We start from the raw sequence: 21,980 nt of genomic DNA, 5'->3' as shown, positions 1-21,980 counted from the left end.
AAGGCAAGGAGAGAGCTCTCCTTGCCTCTCCTAATTTATAGCGCACTGGGGGGCTTGCCACAAGCCCCGGGTCGCGGCGCAGAATCGTCGGCCTACGCCCACAACCTGCGGAAATGGGGGCACGACGTGTGGGGTTCGACGGAGCACGGCTGCCTCGGAGGGATCGCGATGACCGAGCGGTATGTGCTGGACCTTCAAGAGATTGACGAGACGCAGATCTCGGTCGTCGGCGGTAAGGGCGCGCACTTGGGCGGGCTGTCGCGGATCGAAGACATCCGCGTGCCGGGGGGCTTTTGCGTGACGACGGACGCCTTCCGGCGGATCATGGCGGAAGCGCCGTCGGTCGACGATCTGCTCGATCAGCTGTCGCGCTCGAACCCGGACGACCGGGAGGCGATCCGCACGCTCAGCGCGGAGATGCGCCGGACCATCGAAGGGATCGCCATCCCGGACGATCTCGCGGCGGCGGTCACCCGCGCGCTCGCCCGGTTCGGCGAGCAAGCCGCGTACGCCGTCCGGTCCAGCGCGACGGCGGAGGACCTGCCGACGGCCTCCTTCGCCGGCCAGCAGGACACGTATGTGAACGTCGTGGGGCCGACGGCGGTCCTCCGGCACATCAGCCGGTGCTGGGCCTCGCTGTTCACCGAGCGGGCCGTGACCTACCGCCGGCGGAACGGCATCGACCACCGTACGGTCCACATGGCCGTGGTCGTGCAGCAGATGGTCTTCCCGGACGCGGCCGGCATCCTGTTCACGGCCGACCCCGTCACGGGCAACCGGAAGGTCGCCACCGTGGATGCCGGCTTCGGCCTCGGCGAGGCCCTGGTCTCCGGTCTGGTGAACCCGGACATCTTCACGGTGCGAGACGGCGAAGTCGTCGCCAAGACGATCGGCGCCAAACAGCGTGCCGTCCACGCCCTGCCGGGCGGCGGCACGCGGGAGGTGGCGGTCGACTCGCAGCGGCAGGAGCAGCCGGCGCTGACGGATGCGCAGGTCGTGCGGCTCGTGCGGCTCGGGCGGCGGATCGAAGCGCACTTCGGCAGCCCGCAGGACGTCGAATGGTGCCTGGTCGACGACGGCTTCCAGATTGTGCAGAGCCGGCCGATCACGACGCTGTTCCCCATCCCCGAGACCGGCGACCAGGACAATCACCTCTACGTCTCCGTCGGGCACCAGCAGATGATGACCGACCCCATGAAGCCCCTGGGGCTCTCCATGTGGCAGCTGACGGCCATGGTGGCGATGCACGAGGCCGGCGGGAGGCTGTTCGTCGACGTCACCCGGCGCCTGGCCACGCCCGCGAGCCGCGCCGCTCTCCTGGAAATCATGGGGAGGGGCGATCCGTTGGTCAGGGACGCGCTGGAGACCGTCCTCGACCGCGACGATTTCGTCCCGTCACTCCCGGACGCCCCTCCCGGCAGCCCGCAGCCCGGCAGGCCGCCGGCCGGCGGCACGTCCGCCCCGGCCGAGGCCGATCCGGCCATCGTCGCCGAGCTGATCGAGCGCAGCCGGGCGTCCATCGCCGCCCTGGAGCGCGACATCCGGACGAAGACCGGACCGGCGCTGTTCGACTTCCTCCTGGGCGAGGCCTTCGAGGAGCACAAGCGGGTCCTCGGTGACCCGCTGAACGTTCAGGCGATCATGGCGGGGATGGAGGCCACCTGGTGGCTCAACGACAAGCTCCACGAGTGGCTGGGCGAGAAGAACGCGGCTGACACGCTCACCCTGTCCGCCCCCGGCAACATCACCTCGGAAATGGGGCTGGAACTGCTCGACGTCGCGGACGTGATCCGCCCGCATCCGGAGGTGGTGGCGTTCCTGCAGGGCGTCGAGGACGAGGACTTCCTGGAGGAGCTGGCGAAGCTCCCGGGCGGGACCGAGGCGCGCGACGCCATGGAGACCTACCTCGACCGGTACGGCATGCGCTGCGCCGGGGAGATCGACATCACGAGGCCACGGTGGCGCGAGCGCCCCACCACGCTCGTGCCCGCGGTCCTCGACAACGTCAGGAACTTCGAGCCGGGCGCCGCCGGGCGGCGCTTCGAGGAGGGGCGGCAGAAGGCGCGGCAGAAGGAACACGACGTGCTTTCGCGCTTGCGGGCCCTGCCGGACGGGGACCGGAAAGCCGACGAGACCAAGCGCATGATCGACCGGGTCAGGGCCTTCATCGGGTACCGGGAGTACCCGAAGTACGACATCATCAGCCGCTACTTCGTCTACAAGCAGGCCCTGCTGGTGGAGGCCGGGCGCCTGGTGCGGGCCGGCGTGCTTCCCGAGCGGGAGGACGTCTTCTACCTGACGTTCCAGGAGTTCCACGAGGCCGTGCGCTCGAAGCGGGTGGATGACCGGCTCATCCAGCGGCGCAAGGACGCGTTCCGGTCGTACCACGCGCTCACCCCGCCCCGGGTGCTCACCTCGGACGGTGAGGCCCTCACCGGGGCGTACCGGCGCGACGACGTGCCGGCCGGTGCCCTGGTCGGCGTACCGGTTTCCGCCGGGACCGTCGAGGGAAGGGCCCGCGTCATCCTCGACATGGCGGAGGCGGATCTCGAAGCGGGCGACATCCTGGTCACGGCCTTCACGGACCCCAGCTGGTCGCCGCTGTTCGTCGGAATCGCGGGCCTGGTGACGGAGGTGGGCGGCCAGATGACCCATGGCGCGGTGATCGCCCGGGAGTACGGCTTGCCGGCCGTCGTGGGCGTGGAGCAGGCCACCCGGCTGATCCTGGACGGGCAGCGGATCCGCGTGCACGGAACCGACGGGTACGTCGAGATCCTTTCCTGACCGGCCACACGCCTCGACCGGTCAGGCGGTGGTCAGGCGGTCAGTGCCGGGATGACCTTGGTGCCGTAGGTGTCGATCGTCGTCTCCTTCGCGTCGTGCATCGCGTAGACCGCGAACTGGTCCACGCCCAGCCCCCGTAGCGCGCGCAGCTTCTCGATGTGGGCCTCCGCCGGGCCCAGCAGACAGAAGCGGTCGACGATGTCGTCCGGGACGAAGGCCGTGTCCGGGTTCCCGGCGCGGCCGTGGTGGCTGTAGTCGTAGCCCTCGCGCCGCGCGATGTACGACGTCAGGGATTCGGGGATGGCTCCGGAGTGCTCACCGTAGCGGGCGACCAGGTCGGCGACGTGGTTGCCGACCATGCCGCCGAACCAGCGGCACTGCTCGCGCGCGTGGGCCAGGTCGTCCCCGATGTACGCGGGCGCGGCGACGCAGACGGTGATCGCGTCCGGGTCGCGGCCGGCGTCGGACGCGGCGGTGCGGACCGTGTGGACCATCCACTCCGTCAGGAACGGGTCGGCGAGCTGGAGGATGAAACCGTCGGCCTTGCGGCCCGCGAGGGCGAGCGCCTTGGGCCCGTACGCGGCCATCCACACCGGCAGCCGGCCGTCCTTGATCCAGGGGATGCGCACCGAGCTGCCGTCCACCACGGCCTCCCGGCCCTCCGCGAGGTCGCGGATGGCGTCGATGGCGTCGCTCAGCCGGGCGAGGGTGTTCGGGGTGCGGCCCGCGACCCGCAGGGCGGAGTCGCCGCGTCCGATGCCGCATACGGTGCGGTTGCCGTACATGTCGTTGAGGGTGGCGAAGGTGGAGGCGGTCACCTCCCAGGTGCGGGTGCCGGGGTTGGTGACCATGGGGCCGACGATCAGCCGCTCGGTGTGTTCCAGGATGCGGCTGTGGATGACGAACGGCTCCTGCCAGAGCACGGCGGAGTCGAAGGTCCAGCCGTAGCGGAAGCCATTGCGCTCGGCGCGGCCCATCAGCTCGACGACGTCCGACGCGGGCGGATCGGTCTGCAGCACAAGTCCGAAGTCCATGGCGTGGCCTCCTAGGTGAGGTACTGACAGGTCGAGCGGCGCACATACCGGCCGTGGCCGGCGCGCCCGGCGTAGGCGCGGCCGTCGATGACCGGGAGGCCGCGCGAGAGCACGGTCTCGACCTGCCCGGTGATCCGCTTGCCCTCGTAGGCCGAGTAGTCGACGTTCATGTGGTGGGTCTCGGCGGAGATGGTCTGCCGGGCGGCCGGGTCGTAGACGACGATGTCGGCGTCCGAGCCGGGCGCGATGGTGCCCTTCCTGGGGTAGAGGCCGAACATCCGGGCCGGGGTGGCGCACGCGATCTCGATCCAGCGGCGGCGGGTGATGTGGCCGTCCACGACGGCCTGGTGGAGCAGGTCCATGCGGTTCTCGACGCCCGGCATCCCGTTGGGGATCTTGGAGAAGTCGCCGCGGCCCATCTCCTTCTGGCCGGTGAAGCAGAACGGGCAGTGGTCGGTGGAGACGACCTGGAGGTCGTTGGTCCGCAGCCCCCGCCACAGCGCCGCCTGGTGTTCACGCGGCCGCAGCGGTGTCGAGCAGACGTACTTGGCGCCCTCGAAGTCCGGTTCGGCGAGGTTGTCGGTGGACAGGAACAGATACTGCGGACAGGTCTCGCCGAACACCGGCAGCCCCTTGTCGCGCGCCCGCACCAGCTCCTCGACGGCCTCCTCGGCCGACACGTGGACGACGTACAGCGGCGCCCCGGCCACCCTCGCCAGCTGGATGGCGCGGTGGGTGGCCTCGGACTCCAGCAGCGCCTTGCGGACCTCGCCGTGGTAGCGGGGGTCGGTCTTGCCCTCGGCGAGGGCCTGTTCGACCAGGACGTCGATGGCGATGCCGTTCTCGGCGTGCATCATGATGAGCCCGCCGTTGGCCGCGCCGCGCTGCATGGCGCGCAGGATCTGCCCGTCGTCGCTGTAGAAGACGCCCGGGTAGGCCATGAACAATTTGAACGAGGTCACGCCCTCGTCGACGAGGAGGTCCATCTCCTTCAGGGAGCCGTCGTCGACGTCGGAGAGGATCATGTGGAAGGCGTAGTCGATCGCGCAGTTGCCGCCCGCCTTCAGATGCCAGGCGTCCAGGCCCTCCCGCAGGGCGTGCCCCTTGGTCTGGATGGCGAAGTCCACGATGGTGGTCGTGCCGCCCCAGGCCGCGGCCCGGGTGCCGGTCTCGAAGGTGTCGGCGGCGAAGGTGCCGCCGAACGGCATCTCCATGTGGGTGTGCGGATCGACACCGCCCGGGATGACGTACTTGCCGGTGGCGTCGATCGTACGGTCGGCGGTCCAGCCGCGCGCGATGTCGCTGTCGGACGCGGCCAGCGCCACCACCCGCTCGTCCTCGACCAGGACGTCGGCGTGGGTCTCCTCTGCGGCGGTGATGACGAGCCCGCCGCGGATCACGGTACGAGGCATCAGCGCGCACTCCTTCCCGGCTGAGTGGTCTTCCAGGCGGCGTTCAGGGCGGCTTCGAGGATGTCCGCGCCCTCCTCCGCCTCCGCCACGGTGAGGCTCAGCGGCGGGGCGATGCGCAGGACGCTGCTGTTGTGGCCGCCGCCCTTGCCGAGGAGCAGCCCGCCCTCGCGGGCGGCCTCCAGCACGGCCGAGGCGGCCTCGGGCGCCGGGTCGCCGGTGCCCGGCTCGACCAGTTCGACGCCGATCATCAGCCCCCGGCCGCGTACCTCGCGTACGCCGTCGAGCCCGGCGCAGGCCGCGCGCAGCCGCTCGATGAGCAGTCCGCCGACCCGGCGGGCGTTGCCCTGGAGGTCGTGCTCGACGAGATGGTTGAGGTTGGCGAGACCGGCGGCCATGGTGACCGGGCTGCCGCCGAAGGTGGAGATGGAGTTGGCGCCCAGGCAGTTCATGACCTCCGCGCGGGCCACGACTCCGCCGATCGACATGCCGTTGCCGATGCCCTTGGCGAAGGTGAGCAGGTCCGGCGGGCCCGCGGCGTCGTGTGCCTGCCAGCCCCAGAAGTGGTCGCCGGTGCGGCCCCAGCCGGTCTGCACCTCGTCGGTGATCCACAGGATGCCGTGCCGGTCCAGCACCTCGCGGAAGGCGGCGAACAGCCCGTCGGGCGGGGAGGTGAAGCCGCCCACGCCCTGGATGGGTTCGGCGATCAGCGCGGCGACGTTGCCGTGCGCCTGGCCGAGGATGTCCTCGAGGTCGGCCACGCACGCGTCGGTGAACGCGCCGTCCGACAGCCCGGCGAACGGCCCCCGGCTCCGCACCCCGCCGTGTACGTACAGCGTCTGCAGCGGGGAGATGCTGGTCGGCGACCAGGAGCGGTTGCCCGTGATGCCGACCGTCGAGAACGACCGGCCGTGGTAGCTGTTGCGCAGCGCCAGGACCTGGTTGGAGCGGCGGTGGGTGGTGGCGAGCAGCAGCGCCGTGTCGTTGGCCTCGGTGCCGGAGGTGGTGAAGAAGACCCGCGCGTCGGGGATGCCGGACAGATGCGCGACGCGCTCGGCGAGGTCGACCATCGGGCGGTCGAGGTAGAGCGTGGAGCTGTGCAGGATCCGGCCCGCCTGCTCGGTGATCGCCTTGGTGACCTCGGGGAGCGCGTGGGCGGTCATCGTGGTGAGGATGCCGCCGAAGAAGTCGAGGTAGCGGTTGCCGTCCGCGTCCCAGACGTGGCGCCCCTCGCCGTGGGTGATCTCGATCGGGCGCTGGTAGTACAGCGCCAGCCAGTCCGGGAGGACGGCCCGGTGGCGTGCGTACAGGTCCTCGCCGGTCATGGCTTCACCAGCTCGTCGTAGGCGTCGGGGCGGCGGTCCCGGTAGAAGGCCCACTGCTGCCGCACCTCGTCGAGGAGGCCGAAGTCGAGGTCCCGGACGACCAGTTCCTCTTCCTTGTCGCTGGCCACGTCCCCGACGAACTGGCCGCGCGGGTCCACGAAGTAGCTGGTGCCGTAGAAGTCGTTGTCGCCGTATTCCTCGGTGCCGACGCGGTTGATCGCCGCGATGAAGTACTCGTTCGCCACCGCCGACGCGGGCTGCTCCAGCTGCCACAGGTGCGACGACAGCCCGCGGGAGGTGGCCGACGGGTTGTAGACGAGCTGCGCGCCGGCCAGCCCCAGGGCGCGCCAGCCCTCCGGGAAGTGGCGGTCGTAGCAGATGTACACGCCGACCTTGCCGACGGCGGTGTCGAACACCGGCCAGCCCAGGTTGCCCGGCTTGAAGTAGTACTTCTCCCAGAACCCCTTGAGCTGGGGGATGTGGTGCTTGCGGTACTTGCCGAGGTAGCTGCCGTCGGCGTCGATCACGGCCGCGGTGTTGTAGTAGAAGCCGGACTGCTCGACCTCGTAGACCGGTACGACCATCACCATCCCGGTCTCCCGGGCCAGCTCCGCCATCCGCCGCACCGTCGGCCCGTCCGGGACCGGCTCCGCCCACCGGTAGTGCTCCGGCTCCTGCACCTGGCAGAAGTACGGGGCGTTGAACACCTCCTGGAAGCCGATCACCTTGGCCCCCTGGGCGGCGGCCTGCCGGGCGTACTCCTCATGCTTCGCGATCATCGATTCGGTGTCGCCGGTCCAGGTGCACTGGACGAGCGCGGCACGTACGAGGTTGGCCATGATCAGCTCCTTCACAGCAGTGCTCCGGGGCTTGCCCCGTCGTCAACCTGTGTCTACGCACGTAGAATGTGGCTGTGGGAAGAACGTAGAAGCGCACTCACCACTCTGGCAATACCGCCGCCGTTACTCAACGAAGACCATCACATTTCGTGTGATGTCGGGTTCGGCGGGGGTCAGCCGGGTCAGCCGCAGCCTGGTCAGCCGGTGGCCTGTATGCCCGCCACGCGGAGGGCGTGGGCGAGGTCGTGCTGGCTGCCCGGGGACACCGCGCTCGCCGCGTCCAGGAGCGGGGGCACCAGCGCGCCCGGATCCTCGGCCGCCGCCTCGGCCACCTCGGCGGGCGTACGGGCCCGTATGAACGCCGTCAGCAGCAGCGCCACCTCGCGGTGCGCCGCGTTCCCGAGCAGCGCCAGCGCGGTGTGCGCCACCTCGGAGAGCGGCCGCGACACGCTCTGCCGCAGCAGCCGCTCCCCGTCCGCCTCGCGCCCCGCCGCGATCAGCGCCTCCGCGGCGGCGGCGAGCCGCTCGGGCGGCAGACAGGCCATTTCCCACAGCAGCGTGGACACGTCGACACCGAGCCCCGCCCGCTCCAGCTCGGCCGCCAGCACGGGCAGCCGTACGGCGGGCCAGACGGCCGTCTCGCACAGCACGGCGTGCGCCTCCCCGCTGCGCCCCTCCGCCCGCAGCCGCCCCAGCCGTGCGACGGCCCCACCGGCCGCCCGCCGGGCCTCGGCGAGCTCCTGCTGCTCGTTGGCCCGGGCCCGCTGCTCGGCCTCCCGCTCGCGCTTCCGCGCCCCGCCGCGCCCTCCGCCGCGCACCCCGGGAAACCGGGCCCCGCGCGGCTGCTGCCCCGCCCCCGCGAACCGCGCCCCGCGCGGCGGGGGCGGCGGGGGCGGCTCGTCCTCCCCCGCCGGTGCGGGCGCGCCGCCGTCCGGCTGAAGGCGCCCGGCCAGCCCCACGGTCGAGGGATCCTGCAGCACCCCCGCCGCCCAGGACGACCGCCCGGCCCCACCCGCGCCCGCCGCCGGACCGCCGGGCGCGCCGTCGGGCTGCGAGCCGGGTTGCCCACCGGTCGGAGCGCCGGGCCGGGCACCGGGCGAGCCACCGGGCGGCGTGCCGAACGGGTGGCCGGTCGAGGCGCCGGGCAGGCCGCTGCCCGGGACGCCGGGCGGACCGCTACCCGGGACGCCGGGCGGCCCACCGGCCGGGACGCCGGGCGGCCCACCGGCCGGGGCTCCAGACCCTCCAACGGTCGGGGCACCGGGCTGGGCTCCGGGCGGCGTGCCGAACGGGCCGCCGGTCGAGGCGCCGGGCAAGCCGCTGCCGGGGGCGCTGAGCGGCCCGCCGCCCGGAGCGCCATCCGGGCCGCCGCCGGGGGCGCCAACGGGACCACCGCCCGGAGCGCCGGGCAAGCCACTGCCGGGGGCACCGGGCGGACGGCTGCCGGGGGCGCCGGGCGGCCCACCGGCCGGGACACCGGGTCGGCCACCAATCGAGGCCCCAGGCCCCCCAACGGTCGGGACACCGGGCCGGGCGCCGGGCGAGCCACCGGGCGGCGTGCCGAACGGGCCGCCGGTCGAGGCGCCGGGCAGGCCGCCGCCCGGGGCGCCAGCCGGGCCACCGGTCGGGGCGCCGAGCGGCCGAGCGGCCGGGCCGCTGCCCGGACCGCCGGGCAAGCCGCTGCCCGGGGTACCCGGCGGGCCGCTGCCCGGGGTGCCGGGCAGGCCACCGGGCTGGGCGCCGGGGGGCGGGCCGTCGGTGGGGAGGGCGGCCAGGCGGGCGGTGAGTTCTTCGCAGCGGGCCGTCGCGCGGTAGTGGTCGTCCTGGGCCCAGGCCAGGGCCGCCTCGATGGGGTCTCCGTCCGGGCTGCTGTCGGCCCCGGCCCGCTGGGCCTCGAGGAGGTCGCTTTCGCGGTCGGCCGCGGCGAGCCGTTCGCGACGCATCGCGGCCAGCCGGGCGCCCAGCGCCTCACGGGTGCCGGGGGCCGCGTCGTGGACGGTGATCGAGGCGCGGTACAGGGTGGCCGCGCGGGCCGCGGCCGCGTTGGCCGTCTGGGCGCCGCGCTGGGCGGAGAGGTCCTGCAGGAGGGCCTGGACGACGTCCCAGGGCGGGATCTCCTGGCCGGCCAGACACGCGCGCAACCCATCGGGGTCGCGCTGCGCGAAAACGGCGTACCAGCCCTGGTCAGGGTCGATCCGCCGGGCCAGCGCACGCAGGTAGCTCGCGAACTCCTCGATCGCCGCCGGGAGTTGTCTGCCCGCCATCGCCACCCCCGCATTCGACACCCCGCATGTTACGGACCCGGGTAGCGGCGCGCTAGGCGCACATTTCCGGATACGCACACGCCAGGCAAGGTTGTACGGATTCCTGTGGGGATTTTACGGTGGCGGTCCAGACGGGGCCCGACCGCCACCGTGGTCCACATGGTGGTCAGCCCGCGGGCCGTACCACCATCGCCGAGCCGCCGCCGCGCCGTGTCGTCTCGGCGGCGGCCAGCCACCGGCCGTCGCCGAGCCGCTGGACGCCGGTCGCGGCCCCGATCTCGGGGTTCTCCTTGAAGGCGTGGCCCAGCGCCTCCAGCCGGGCCCGCTCCGGGCTGTTCCACAGCCCGGGCTCCAGCTCCGTCTGGGCGGCGTTGCGCTGGCTGGCGCGCGGCGCGGCGATCGCGTCGACCAGCGGCATGCCCCGGTCGAGGTGGTTCAGCAGGGTCTGCAGCACGGTGGTGATGATCGTGGCCCCGCCCGGTGAGCCGAGCGCCAGCACCGGCTTGTGGCCGTCGAGCACGATGGTCGGCGACATCGACGAGCGCGGCCGCTTGCCCGGGCCCGGCAGGTTCGGGTCGTGGACGGCGGGGTCGGCGGGCGCGAAGGAGAAGTCGGTCAGTTCGTTGTTGAGCAGGAAGCCCCGGCCGGGGACGGTGATGCCGCTGCCGCCGGTCTGCTCGATGGTGAGGGTGTACGCGACGACGTTGCCCCACTTGTCGGCGGTCGTCAGATGCGTGGTGTTCTCGCCCTCGTAGGTGGTGGGGGCGGCGTGTCCGCGCGTGTCGCAGGTGCCGGGGGCGCCGGGGTTCCTCGGGTCGCCGGGGGCGAGCGGGCTCTTCAGCACCGCGTCGGGCTTGATGAGGCAGGCACGGGAGTCGGCGAACCGTTGCGAGGTGAGCGCCTTGGTCGGTACGTCCTCGGCGGCCGGGTCGCCGACCCAGCGGCCGCGGTCGGCGAAGGCTATCCGGGAGGCCTCGATGTAGCGGTGCAGATAGTCGCGCCCGCTCAGCTTGGAGAGGTCGGTGCGCTCCAGGATGTTCAGCGCCTCGGCGACGCTGGTGCCGCCGGAGGACGAGGGCGCCATGCCGTACACGTCCAGGCCGCGGTAGGAGGTGCGGGTCGGGGCCTGCCGCTTCGTGCCGTACGCCCGCAGGTCCTCGGCCCGCAGGTCGCCGGGCCGCACGACGCGCGGCGCCTTCGGGTCGACGGGGGGCTTGCGGACCGTGGAGACGATGTCGCGGCCCACCTCGCCCTTGTAGATCGCGCCGACGCCCTTCTTGGCGAGCAGCGCGTAGGTGCGGGCGAGGTCGGGGTTGCGGAGGGTCGAGCCGACGGCGGGGAGCTTTCCGCCGGGCAGGAACAGCTCGGCGGTGGCCGGGAAGTCCTTGAAGCGGTCCTCGTTGTCGGCGGTCTGCTGGCGGAAGGTCTTGTCGACGGTGAAGCCGTCGCGGGCCAGCTTCTCGGCGGGCTTCAGCACCTGGCCGAGCGACCGGGTGCCCCAGTCGTCCAGGGCGTCCCGCCAGGTGGCCGCGGTGCCGGGGGTGCCGACACTGAGCCCGCTGGTGACGGCGTCGTCGAACGGCAGCGGCTTGCCGTCCTTGCCCAGGAAGAGGTTCTGGTTCGCGCTGAGCGGCGCGGTCTCGCGGCCGTCGAGCGTGGACACGGTGTGCCGCTTGGCGTTGTAGTAGACGAAGTATCCGCCGCCGCCGATGCCCGCCGAGTACGGCTCGGTGACCCCGAGCGCGGCCGCCGTCGCCACCGCCGCGTCCACCGCGTTGCCGCCGCGCCGCAGGACGTCGATCCCGGCCGCCGAGGCGTCCGGGTCGACGCTGGAGACCGCGCCGCCGTAGCCGGTGGCCACGGGGGTCTTCTCGGGCGCACCAGCGGCGGGCCCGGCGACACCGGCGGCGTGCGCACCGGCCGGGGCGATGCCGAGCACGGCGACCATTCCGGCCGCGGCGGCGAGCGCGGGCAGCGCGCGCCGGGCGGCTCGTGCCGTGGCTCTGGTTGCTGTGGCGGGTCGTGCGGCGTGCCCCATCCGGACCTCCAAGCGGACGACAGAGAGAGCGGAGCCTACCGGCGACGCTCATGCTCACGACAGGGGGCGAGTGCCCTTCCGCATTCGCTCGAACACGACTCCGGATGGCAGCTACGATGCGCGGCCATGAGTGACACCGTGCAGGACCTGATCGCTTCCGGAGCGGCACTGATCGTGGGGGTGGCGCTCGGCTGGGCCGTGCACGCGGCGGCCGGGCGCCGGGCGCGCGCCCGTGAGCAGCGCTTCTTCGGCCTGCCGGACGGCTCGGAATGTGTGCTGGTCACCCACCGGGACAGCGCCACGGCGCACTGGTCCATCCCGCGCCATGACGCCCTCGCGCTGCTGGGGCTCGCCTCCGTGGTGGAGAACTGCGGGGCGCACGCCGAGGTGGCCCCGCACGACACGGGGCTGCAGGGCTTCGGCGCGCGCACCGAGTTCTGCGTGGGCGACCCGATCGCGCACCGCAGGCTGACCGCGCACATGGCGAACCTGCTGCCGGGCGTGACGGTGCACCAGGGCGACGAGTCCGGCGCGAACCGGGGCGCGTTCACCATCGGTGGCACCGAGTACCGCCCGGAGCCCGGCGCGGTCGAGCACGTCCTGGTGGCCCGGCTGACGGCGGGTGACGGCGGCCGTCCGGTCTTCCTGGCCGCCGGGCAGCGCCCGGTCACCCACCGTGCCGCCGTACGCCATCTGGTGCGCAACCGCGCCAAGCTGGCCCGCAAGTACGGGACGCAGGGCTCGTTCTGTCTGCTGCTGAAGGTGATCAACTCCCAGGCGTACGGCCCGGATGTGGTCGAGCTGGTCGCGGACGTCACCAAGCAGGCCACCGCGGCGGGGGGCCGGGCGGCCGCCAAGACGCTCCTCAAGGAGGGGTGAGCGGGCCGGATATCGCATCGCGTACGGTGTCCGGGTCCCCAACGCCCGCATCGTTACCCAGGCGTAACTTACCGCCCTATTACCAGCGGTAGGGCGTCGAGTTACCGTCAGGTCACTTAGGCCTGCACCGGTGCTCCCCCAGCCCCCCACGGCATCCACGTCTGGAGCGACAGTGACCCCTGCCCGCCGAGCACTGCGTACCACCGCCGCCGCCTCCCTTTCGGCGACCGTCCTGGCCGGTGCGACCTTCGTCCTCGCCCCCGCCGCCGGCGCCGCGCCCGCCGCCCCCGCGTCCGCGGCCGCCGCCGACACCTCCGTACGGTTCGTCGACATCCCGGGCGACGGGGGCGTCACCCTGGCCGCCAACGTCGTCGCCCCCACGGACACCTCGCGCCGCCTCCCCCTCGTCGTGCTGCCCACCAGCTGGTCCATGCCGCAGGTCGAATACCTCGCGCAGGCCAAGAAGCTCGCCGACTCCGGCTATGTGGTGGTCACTTACAACACCCGCGGCTTCTGGCAGTCCGGCGGCCGCATCGAGACGGCCGGGCCGCCCGACGTCGCCGACGCCTCCAAAGTCATCGACTGGGCGCTGGCCAACACCGCCGCCGCCCCCGACCACATCGGCATGGCGGGCGTGTCGTACGGCGCCGGGATCAGCCTGCTCGCCGCCGGTTCCGACAAGCGCATCAAGGCCGTTGTCTCGATGAGCGGCTGGGCGGATCTCATCGGCTCCATCTACAGCGGCCGTACCCAGCACGCCCAGGCCGCCGGGCTGCTCGGCGGCGCCGGAGCCCTCACCGGCCGCCCCAGCGACGAATTCCAGCAGATCCTGAAGGACTTCCTCGGCTCCAACCTGGCCAAGGAACCGGAGATGATCGAGTGGGGCCGCAAGCGCTCGGCGGCCACCTACCTCGACAAGATCAACGCCAATGGCGCCGCCATCATGCTGGGCAACGCCTGGGGCGACTCCATCTTCCCGCCCAACAGCTACGCCGACTTCTACGACAAGCTGACCGGCCCCAAGCGGCTGGAGTTCCGGCCGGGCGACCACGCGACCGCCGAGTTCGGCGGGCTCTTCGGGCTGCCGAACGACACCTGGGAGCACTCCGAGCGCTGGCTCGACCGCTACCTCAAGGGCGAGCGCAACGGCATCGACCAAGAGCGGCCGGTGCAGCTCATGTCCCGCACCGGCGGCGGCTACGAGGGCTACGCCAGCTGGTCCGCCGTGCCCTCGGAGCGGCGCCGGGTGGCGCTCGACCGGGCCGAGACGGTCACCGCGAACCACGACTCGGGCGCCAACGCCGGAACGGTCATGCTGACCGGCGCGCTCGACCAGTTCCTCAAGCTCCCGCCGCTCGCCTCGATCCCGCTGCTGCCGCGCTCGTACGCCGCCGTCTGGCAGACCGGGGCGTACGCGACCGAGCAGCGCGTCCGCGGCACGGTGTCCCTGCACACCACCCTCACCAGCGACAAGGCCGACGGCACCGCGGTCGCCTACCTCTACGACGTGGGCCCCCTCGGCGTCGGCAAGCTCATCACCAACGCCCCCGTCACCTTCCACGACCGCACCCCGGGCAAGCCCTTCCCCGTCGACCTGGACCTGTTCTCGACGGCGTACGACGTCCCGGCCGGGCACAAGCTCGCGCTGGTGGTCGACACCGTCGACCCGCTCTACATCGAGCACAACCCGGACGGCGCCCACCTCACCTTCTCCTCACCGGACGCCGACCCCTCGTACCTGTCGGTCCCGGTGCGCGACCAGTGATCCAGCCCAACCTCCTGTCGAACCCGCTGCCCGTCGCGGGCAGCGGGTTCGACAGGATGCGCCTCACAGCGCGATGCCGACGAAGGCCAGCAGGTAAGCCAGCTATGCGTGACTGCCCGAGGGCGCCGACGGGCACACCCCCGCTCGCATCCTCCATGTTTCCTCTCCAACCCCGCTCGCCCGTCCTGATGATCGCCCCTCGCACTGCTCGGGATCGGGGCCGTTGCCGCCCATGGCCGGCAACGGCCCGATGAGCTCCCCTTCCGACAAGCCCTAGAAGGTACCGGCGTTCAGAGCCTTCTGCAGCAACCGAGTGGTGTCGGCGTCCCAGTCACCACCGCCGGCGGCGCCGACGTGATTCTGAAGGGCGGTGGTGGTCTCCGGACCGACGATGCCGTCCACCGCGACCTTCAGATAGCCCTGCAACGCCGAGACGGTCAGCGGGCCGAAGGCCCCGTCGACCTCCAAGCCCGCCGCGGCCTTGGCGTTGAGGGCGCGCTGGAGGGCGGCGCAGGTGGCCGGGCCGAATATGCCGTCCACCTCCAGCTCACCCGGTCCCGCCACCAGTGCCTTCGGCTTGATGACCGAGCTGCGCCCGGCCAGGGCCGCCTTCATCACGGCGGCGGTGTGCGGACCGTACTCGCCGTCGACGGTGAGCTTGTGCTTGCTCTGGAAGGTGCGGACGGCCTTTTCGGTGGCGGGCCCGAACTCCCCGTCCACCGTGAGGCCGGCCTGCTGCACCGCGTTCAGGTTCTTCTGCAGAGCCTTGACCGCCTTGCCGGTGGAACCGCGGCGCAGGATGCCGTCGTGGGACGGCAGAGGCGCGGCGTTGCTGTAAGCGGGGCGGCCGTAGCCCACCACACAGGCGGAGTTGCGTCGCCTGCGCCGGAAGGCGTCGGAGGTGTTGCCCTCCAGCGTGGTGATGGTGTGGTTGGAATGCACGGCCTCCACGAGCCCGACGTGGTCGATGCCGCTGATGGAGCGGCCACCGGACCAGTCGAAGAAGACGACGTCCCCGGGGCGGATGCCTCCGAGGCCGTAGTGCCAGCGTCCCTTGCTCTGGAAGGCGCGCGCGTGGGCGGTGGTCAGGGCGTACTTGCCCATCACTGCCTTGAGGTTGTCGGAGTGGGCGGCCTCGTAGCTGATGGACATGTCGCACCACGGGCCGGAGAAGCCGTACCAGGAGGTGACGGTGTTGTGGTTGGAGCCCGGTGGGTGCTCGGTGGTCCCCAGCAGCTTACGGGCAACGGCGATCATGCCTTGGGCGGTTCCCATCTCACAGCTCCATGTCTTCGGGGAGGGCGTCGACGTCGGACGTCACTTCCTGGTCGGGGTCCTGGCTGACGCCGTCCTGGTCGGGGTCGACGTCGAAGATCCCCGCACCACCAACCGGGTACGGCGGGGTGGGTTCGGGCTCGGTCATGAGTGCTGCTCCTTCTTGTCCGGTTCGGATGTGGATGTGCACAGGTGGTGAGCGGGTGTGCCGGGGCTCAGGACACGAGCACCAGCCAGGTGTCCGGACCGGCGATGCCGTCGGAGGTGAGGTCGTGGGCGGTCTGGAAGGCCGCGAGCGCGTCGCGAGTGCCCGTGCCGAAGCGGCCGTCGACGGTCAAGGACGCCCCGTGGGCGTTCAGCTCCTCCTGGAGCGCCCGTACCGCCGGGCCGGTGTCACCCTGCCGGACGGTGGCCACCAGGGCCTGCCAGGTCCGGGGGCCGACGATGCCGTCCGCCGTGAGGCCCTGGGTGGTCTGGAACGCGACGACCGCCTCCCGCGTGCCGGCGCCGAACTGGCCGTCCACCGCCAGGGACGCCCCGCGCGCGTTCAGCAGGTACTGCACGGTGGTGACCCGGCGTCCGCTCTGGCCCTGCTGGACGAGAGGCCAGGCGGGAGCTGGCGGCGGAGGCGTGTAGTCGCCGAGGGCGAAGGCCGTCAAGTTCTCGCGAGTGCCGTTGAAGACGTCCTGGTCGCCGGGGAAGTCCCCGGCGCCGGCGGTCTGCCAGACGGTGTACGTGCTCCAGCCCGCAGGCAACGGGGTCGCCTGGCCGGTGTGGTTGGCGATCCACAGCGGATCGGTGGCGCCGAACCCGGCATGCCCGCCGGTGCAGCTCGACCACCAGCCGGTGGTCGTATAGATGACCGGGGCGCGTCCGGTGCGGGCCCGGTACTCGTCCCGGAAGCCGGCGATCCAGCCCACCATCGCCTTCGGGGTGAGCCCGTAGCAGGTGTCGCCATGCGGGTTGTACTCGATGTCCAGCGCGCCGGGCAGGGTCGTGCCGTCGGCGACCCAGGTGCCGCCATGGTCCACGAAGTAGTCGGCCTGCTCCCGGCCACCGGAGACGTCCGGGCGGGCGAAGTGGTAGGCGCCGCGCACGAGTCCGGCGTCGGCCGCACCGTTGTACTGCTGGGCGAAGTAGCTGCTGGTGTAGCCGGTGCCCTCGGTCGCCTTGACGTAGGCGAAGGCCGCGCCCTTCGCGGCCACCGACGACCAGTCCACGTTCCCGTCGTAGCCGCTCACGTCGAGCCCCCGCAGCGCCCCGGGCACCCGGGGCGAGGCAGCCGCCTGATGGGCTGTGACCTCCGGGACCAGGGCCGCGAGGACGGTGGCCACGACGGCGGCGCACCGGGCCAGGCGTCCGGCGGTCACGGGCGCACCAGGCCGTAGAAGACGGACGCGGACAGCGGGTAGGTCTTGTCATAGACGCCGTACTGGCCGGGCTTGTCGGGGTTGGTGGTGTTCCCGGAGACGACCCGCACGTTCTGGCCGCCGACCTGGTCGACGACGCCGATGTGGTAGCGGTTGCCCGCGCTGCCGAAGATGATCAGGTCGCCCGGCCGCGCGGTGCTCAGCTGGTCGGTGGGCACCCACCTGCCCTGGGCGACCGCCCAGTCGTACACCTGCGGCACGCTGTTCAGCGACGGGATCCCGACCCCGGCCTGGCGCCAGACCCAGGTGGCGAAGGCCGCGCACCATTCGTCGCAGATGCTGTACGGCTTGCCGGGTACGCACCGGCCGGCATCCGCCGTGGTGCCCACCTCGCCCATGGCGATCGCGACGGCCTTCTCCCGGATGGCGTCGGTGTCGTGGCAGCTTTCGACGAGCCGCTCGACGCCCATGGACTTCATGGTCAGCGGTCCGGCGAGGCCGTCCGCCGAAAGGCCGTGGGCGCTCTGGTAGTTCTTCACCGCGGCCTTGGTCGCGGCATCGTAGAGGCCGGTGGCGGAGGTTCCGGCCTTCGCCTGGACTTCCTTGACGACGGCGTCGAGGGCACCGAGGGTCTTCGGCCCGATGATGCCGTCGATGCTCAGGCACCGGTCGCTCTGGAACGCCGAGGTCGCCTTCTTGGTCTGCGTCCCCTCGATTCCGTCTTCGGCGAGCGAGCCGTACGCCAGACCGTTCAGGTCGCGCTGTGCCCGCGTGATGTCCGGCGCGGTCGCCGCCGTCGCCAGGTCCGGGGCGGACACCAGGGCGCCGGCCGCGATCACGGCCGTGACCATGCCCAGCAGGGCCCGTCGGGTGTGCCGCCGCGACCGGGCGGCGGGCTGAACGCGTAACGCCATGTGGATTCCTCTTCCGTGGCGGTGGGGGCGGCAAGGCCAGGTGGACGGCACCGGCGGAACCCCCGTGTTCGCCGGTGCCGCATCGGTTCTACGGGAGTCGCGTTGTCCGGTGTCGGTGATGTGGCGCCGGACAAACAGCTCCGGACAATAAGGTGACGTCGACACGTCACGTCCTGGGGGTGGGAATGCCTCGTACCGAGCGTCCACTGGAAGATGACGGCGGCTTATTGACCGCGTTCGCAGCTGATCTCCGCCGGTTGCGCGACAAGGCCGGAAAGCCCACCTACCGGAAGCTCGCCGCGCTGGCGCACTACTCCTCCAGCACGCTCGCGGACGCGGCCGGGGGCCGGAAGCTGCCGAGCCTGGAGGTCACACTCGCCTTCGTCCGTTCCTGCGGGGGTGACGAGAGGGAGTGGGAGGCCCGCTGGCACGAGGTCGCGGCGGAACTGGCCACCGGAGGACCGCCGGACGGGCGCCAGGCCCCCGTGCCCCGGGACGACCGGGAGTGCCCGTACGCCGGGCTGGCCGCGTTCCAGCCCGAGGACGCCTCCCTGTTCTTCGGACGCGAGCGGCTCACCGACGATCTGGTGGCCCGGGTCCGCGGCCACCGGTTCACCGCCGTGTTCGGCGCCTCCGGATCCGGGAAGTCCTCACTGCTGCGCGCCGGGCTGATCCCACGGATACGGGGAGACGCGAACGGGAACGGGGACGGCGGCGCCCGGGTCCCCGGGTGGCCGACGCTGCTGTTCGCGCCGGGCGCGCATCCGCTGGAGGAGTGCGCCGCCCGGCTCGCCGCCTTCGGCCATCGGTCGGCGACCGCCCTGCACGGGGAGTTGCGGGAGAATCCCCGGGCGCTGCATCTGACCGTGCTCCAGGCGCTGGCCGGGGAAGGCCGGGACGAGGACACCGAACTGCTCGTGGTGATCGACCAGTTCGAGGAGGTCTTCACCCTGTGCCAGGACCGGTCCGAACGCGCCCGGTTCATCGAGGCGCTGCTGACGGCGGTCCAGACGTCCAACAGCCGTATCCGACTGGTTCTGGGCGTCCGTGCCGACTTCTACGCCGCCTGCTCCGAGTACCCGGAGCTGGTCGAGGCGCTGCGGGACGCCCAGGTGCTGGTGGGCCCCATGTCCACCGAGGAGCTGCGGCGCGCCGTCAGCCGGCCCGCGATCCGGTCCGAGTGCACGGTCGAGGGGTCGCTGCTGGCCCGCGTGGTCGCGGAGGCCACCGGCCAGGCGAACATCCTGCCGCTCGTCTCGCACGCCCTGCGCGAGACCTGGCAGCGGCGCCGCGGCAACACCCTCACCCTGGCCGGCTACGAGGCCACCGGAGGCATCACGCACGCCCTGGCCAACACCGCCGAGGCCCTGTACCAGGAGCTGTCGGCCGAACAGCGGCGGCTCACCCGGGGGATCTTCCTGCGGATGGTGGCCCTGGGAGAGGGTACCGAGGACACCAAACGGCCCGTGCTCCGCGAAGACCTGGGCTCCGGCGCCGACACCGACACCGTCCTGGACCTGCTGGCCCGGGCCCGTCTGGTCACCCTGGACCGGGACACCGTCGAGATCACGCACGAGGCGCTGCTGCGGGCCTGGCCCCGGCTGCACCGCTGGATCGACGAGGACCGGACCGGGCTGCTGCTCCATCAGCAGGTCGCGGACGCGGCGGCCGCCTGGGACCGACAGCACCGGGACCCCGGGGCGCTGTACCGGGGCACCATGCTGACCACCGCGCGTGCCTGGGCCGACCGGCACGGCGAGGACCTGCGGCTCGCCCCGCGCGTCGCCGAGTTCCTGCGGACCTCGGCGCGGCACGAGACCCGGGCCGCCCGGCTGCGCCGCACCGGTATCGTCGTGGCGTCGGTGCTGGCCCTGCTCGCCTCGGTCGCCGGTGTCGTGGCGTACCAGACCAACGCGACCGCCCGGGCCGAGCACGACAACGCGGTCTTCGGTGAGGTCCGCACCGAGGCCGACCAGCTCCGGGCGACCGACCCTTCGCTCGCCGCCCAGCTGGACGTCGCCGCCTACCGCATCCGGCAGCGCCCCGAGATCCGCACGGATCTGATCAGCGCGGCGGGCACCCCGCTGTCCACGCCGCTGCCCAGCGGGAACCGCACGGTCTACGCGGTGGCGTACAGCCCCGACCACCGCACCTTGGCCTCGGCGGGCAGGGACGGCAAGGTGCGGCTGTGGAACGTGGCCGACCCGTCCGATCCCCGGCCGCTGGGGAAGCCCGTCGACAGCCACGCCGGCACGGTCTACTGGCTCGCCTTCAGCCCCGACGGCCGCACCCTGGCCGGAGCCGGGCGCGACCGCACCGTACGACTGTGGAACCTCACCCGCCCGGCGCACCCCGTCCCGTGGGGGGCGCCGCTGCGCGGCCACACCGGCTACGTCTTCTCGGTGGCGTTCAGCAGGGACGGGAACACCCTGGTCAGCGCGAGCGACGACGGATCGGTCCGGCTGTGGAACATCACCGACCGGGCCCGCCCCGAGAAGCTGGGCCCACCGCTCCGGGGCCACAAGGGCGCGGTGGCCTCGGCGTCGTACAGCCCGGACGGCCGCACGGTCGCCAGCGCCGGGCACGACCACAGGATCGTGCTGTGGGACGTTTCGGACCCGGCCGAGCCCAGGAAGCTGGGGCGGCCGCTCACCGACTCCGGTGACACGGTGTTCGCGACGGCGTTCAGCCCGGACAGCCGCGTCCTCGCCGGGGTCGGCAACGACCGGGTGGTACGGCTGTGGAACGTGGCCGATCCCACGAAGCCCGCCCTGCTCGGAAAGCTGGAGGGGCACACCGACACCGTCTACGCGGCCGCTTTCAGCCCGGACGGCACCGTGCTGGCCACGGCCGGGGCGGACCACTCCGTGCGGTTGTGGAACGTGGCCGACCCCGCTCATCCCCTGCCGCTCGGGCAGCCGCTGGCCGGCCACACGGAGTACGTCTACTGGCTGGCGTTCAGCCCCGACGGCCACACGCTGGCCTCCGCCGGGGCCGACCACACCGTACGGCTGTGGACCCTTCCGCGCATGGTGTTGCCCGGCCCCAGCTACGTCAACACGGTGGCCTTCAGCCCGAAGCGGCACATCCTGGCCGACGGCTCCACCGACGCCGCCGTACGGCTGTGGAACGTCGCCGACCCCGCCCGCCCCAGACCGCTGGGCCGGCCGCTGATCGGTCACCGCAACGCGGTCCGGAAGCTGGCGTTCAGCCCCGACGGCACGGTGATGGCCAGCGCCAGCCGGGACGGCACGATCCGGCTCTGGGACACCGCCGACCCTGCTCGGGCACGACGGCTGGGCGAACCGCTCAAGGGGCATACGGGCGAGGTCAACTCGGTTGCGTTCAGCCCCGACGGCCACCTCCTGGCCAGCGCGGGCTACGACGACCACACGGTCCGGCTCTGGGATGTCGCCGACCCGGCGCGGGCGCGCGAGGTGGGAGACCCCATCACCGTGCACCGGAACTCCGTCACCGCGGTGGCCTTCAGCCCCCGCGGCCACGTCCTCGCCAGCGCGAGCGCGGACGACACCACCCGGCTGTGGAACGTGACGGACCCGGCCCGTCCCAGGCAGCTCGGCCGGGAACTGGCGGTGAGCAGCGGCGGGGTCTACGGGGTGGCCTTCAGCCCTGACGGCCGCACCCTGGCCACGGCCAACGTCGACCACACGGTACGGCTGTGGAACGTCACCGATCCCGCCCGGCCGTCCCAGCTCGGCTCGGCGTTGTACGGCCACACCAGCTTCGTGTACGCGGTGGCCTTCAGCCCGGACGGGAACACCCTGGCCAGCAGCAGCGACGACAGCACCCTACGGCTGTGGAACGTGACCGACCCGGGGAAACCCACCCAGCTCGGCACGGCCCTCACCGGGCACTCCGGCCCGATCGACGACACCGTCTTCAGCCCGGACGGGCGCACCCTGGCCAGTGCGAGCGACGACCACACCGTACGGCTGTGGTCCATGGACCCTGCCCGCAACGTACGGCGCATCTGCGACTCCACGCCCCACACCCTCACCCGGCAGCAGTGGCGGCACTACATCCCAGGGCTCTCCTTCGAGCCCACCTGCCGCTGACCCGTGGT

Annotated in this window: 14 protein-coding genes; 4 read left to right on the top strand and 10 right to left on the bottom strand. The window is 72.4% G+C overall.

The window, feature by feature from the left end; translation table 11 throughout:
• Positions 1-168: 168 nt before the first annotated feature.
• The gene (rph, locus tag ACFZCY_RS24185) at positions 169-2,784 is read left to right on the top strand and encodes a rifamycin-inactivating phosphotransferase (protein ID WP_391177222.1); all 2,616 of its coding nucleotides are present in this window, start codon (positions 169-171) and stop codon (positions 2,782-2,784) included.
• Positions 2,785-2,816: 32 nt separating this feature from the next.
• On the opposite strand, the gene ACFZCY_RS24180 is transcribed toward rph, so the two are convergent.
• The 6 genes from ACFZCY_RS24180 to ggt all read right to left on the bottom strand — a co-directional run bounded on the left by ACFZCY_RS24180 (position 2,817) and on the right by ggt (position 11,693).
• Positions 2,817-3,818: a TIGR03842 family LLM class F420-dependent oxidoreductase gene (locus ACFZCY_RS24180; RefSeq protein WP_391176870.1), complete on the bottom strand. Its 1,002-nt coding sequence runs from the start codon at positions 3,816-3,818 to the stop codon at positions 2,817-2,819.
• A gap of 11 nt (positions 3,819-3,829) precedes the next feature.
• Positions 3,830-5,230, bottom strand: coding sequence for a dihydropyrimidinase (hydA, locus tag ACFZCY_RS24175; RefSeq protein WP_391176867.1), 1,401 nt, complete (start codon positions 5,228-5,230; stop codon positions 3,830-3,832).
• The gene (locus ACFZCY_RS24170) at positions 5,230-6,552 is read right to left on the bottom strand and encodes an aminotransferase class III-fold pyridoxal phosphate-dependent enzyme (protein ID WP_391176865.1); all 1,323 of its coding nucleotides are present in this window, start codon (positions 6,550-6,552) and stop codon (positions 5,230-5,232) included. Before ACFZCY_RS24170 ends, hydA begins: the two co-directional genes overlap by 1 nt.
• Entirely contained in the window at positions 6,549-7,391 is an 843-nt protein-coding gene (locus ACFZCY_RS24165) for a nitrilase-related carbon-nitrogen hydrolase (protein WP_391176862.1), read from the bottom strand. The genes ACFZCY_RS24170 and ACFZCY_RS24165 overlap by 4 nt, the downstream gene beginning before the upstream one ends.
• A gap of 197 nt (positions 7,392-7,588) precedes the next feature.
• The gene (locus tag ACFZCY_RS24160; protein WP_391176859.1) at positions 7,589-9,655 is read right to left on the bottom strand and encodes a hypothetical protein; all 2,067 of its coding nucleotides are present in this window, start codon (positions 9,653-9,655) and stop codon (positions 7,589-7,591) included.
• Positions 9,656-9,821: 166 nt separating this feature from the next.
• Entirely contained in the window at positions 9,822-11,693 is a 1,872-nt protein-coding gene (ggt, locus tag ACFZCY_RS24155; protein WP_391176856.1) for a gamma-glutamyltransferase, read from the bottom strand.
• Positions 11,694-11,819: 126 nt separating this feature from the next.
• Here ggt and ACFZCY_RS24150 point away from each other — a divergent pair, with 126 nt between their 5' ends.
• The gene (locus ACFZCY_RS24150) at positions 11,820-12,572 is read left to right on the top strand and encodes a hypothetical protein (protein ID WP_391176854.1); all 753 of its coding nucleotides are present in this window, start codon (positions 11,820-11,822) and stop codon (positions 12,570-12,572) included.
• A gap of 172 nt (positions 12,573-12,744) precedes the next feature.
• Positions 12,745-14,337, top strand: coding sequence for an alpha/beta fold hydrolase (locus ACFZCY_RS24145; protein ID WP_391176851.1), 1,593 nt, complete (start codon positions 12,745-12,747; stop codon positions 14,335-14,337).
• Between the two features lie 273 nt (positions 14,338-14,610).
• On the opposite strand, the gene ACFZCY_RS24140 is transcribed toward ACFZCY_RS24145, so the two are convergent.
• The 4 genes from ACFZCY_RS24140 to ACFZCY_RS24125 all read right to left on the bottom strand — a co-directional run bounded on the left by ACFZCY_RS24140 (position 14,611) and on the right by ACFZCY_RS24125 (position 17,896).
• Positions 14,611-15,612, bottom strand: coding sequence for a peptidoglycan-binding protein (locus ACFZCY_RS24140; protein WP_391176848.1), 1,002 nt, complete (start codon positions 15,610-15,612; stop codon positions 14,611-14,613).
• Between the two features lies 1 nt (position 15,613).
• Positions 15,614-15,760, bottom strand: coding sequence for a hypothetical protein (locus ACFZCY_RS24135; protein WP_391176845.1), 147 nt, complete (start codon positions 15,758-15,760; stop codon positions 15,614-15,616).
• A 67-nt stretch (positions 15,761-15,827) separates the two neighbouring features.
• On the bottom strand, positions 15,828-16,982 hold the full coding sequence (locus ACFZCY_RS24130) for a GH25 family lysozyme (protein ID WP_391176842.1): 1,155 nt from the start codon (positions 16,980-16,982) through the stop codon (positions 15,828-15,830).
• Positions 16,979-17,896 carry a peptidoglycan-binding protein gene (locus ACFZCY_RS24125; protein WP_391176840.1) on the bottom strand — a complete coding sequence of 306 codons (918 nt, stop codon included), beginning with the start codon at positions 17,894-17,896 and terminating at the stop codon, positions 16,979-16,981. Before ACFZCY_RS24125 ends, ACFZCY_RS24130 begins: the two co-directional genes overlap by 4 nt.
• A gap of 227 nt (positions 17,897-18,123) precedes the next feature.
• Here ACFZCY_RS24125 and ACFZCY_RS24120 point away from each other — a divergent pair, with 227 nt between their 5' ends.
• A complete protein-coding gene (locus ACFZCY_RS24120) occupies positions 18,124-21,972 on the top strand; it encodes a hypothetical protein (protein WP_391176837.1) in 3,849 nt (1,282 codons plus the stop codon).
• The last annotated feature ends 8 nt before the right edge of the window (positions 21,973-21,980 follow it).

The organism is Streptomyces sp. NPDC007983 (genome assembly GCF_042958345.1).
Taxonomy (GTDB): Bacteria; Actinomycetota; Actinomycetes; order Streptomycetales; family Streptomycetaceae; genus Streptomyces.
This window is presented reverse-complemented; position numbering and strand designations above follow the sequence as displayed.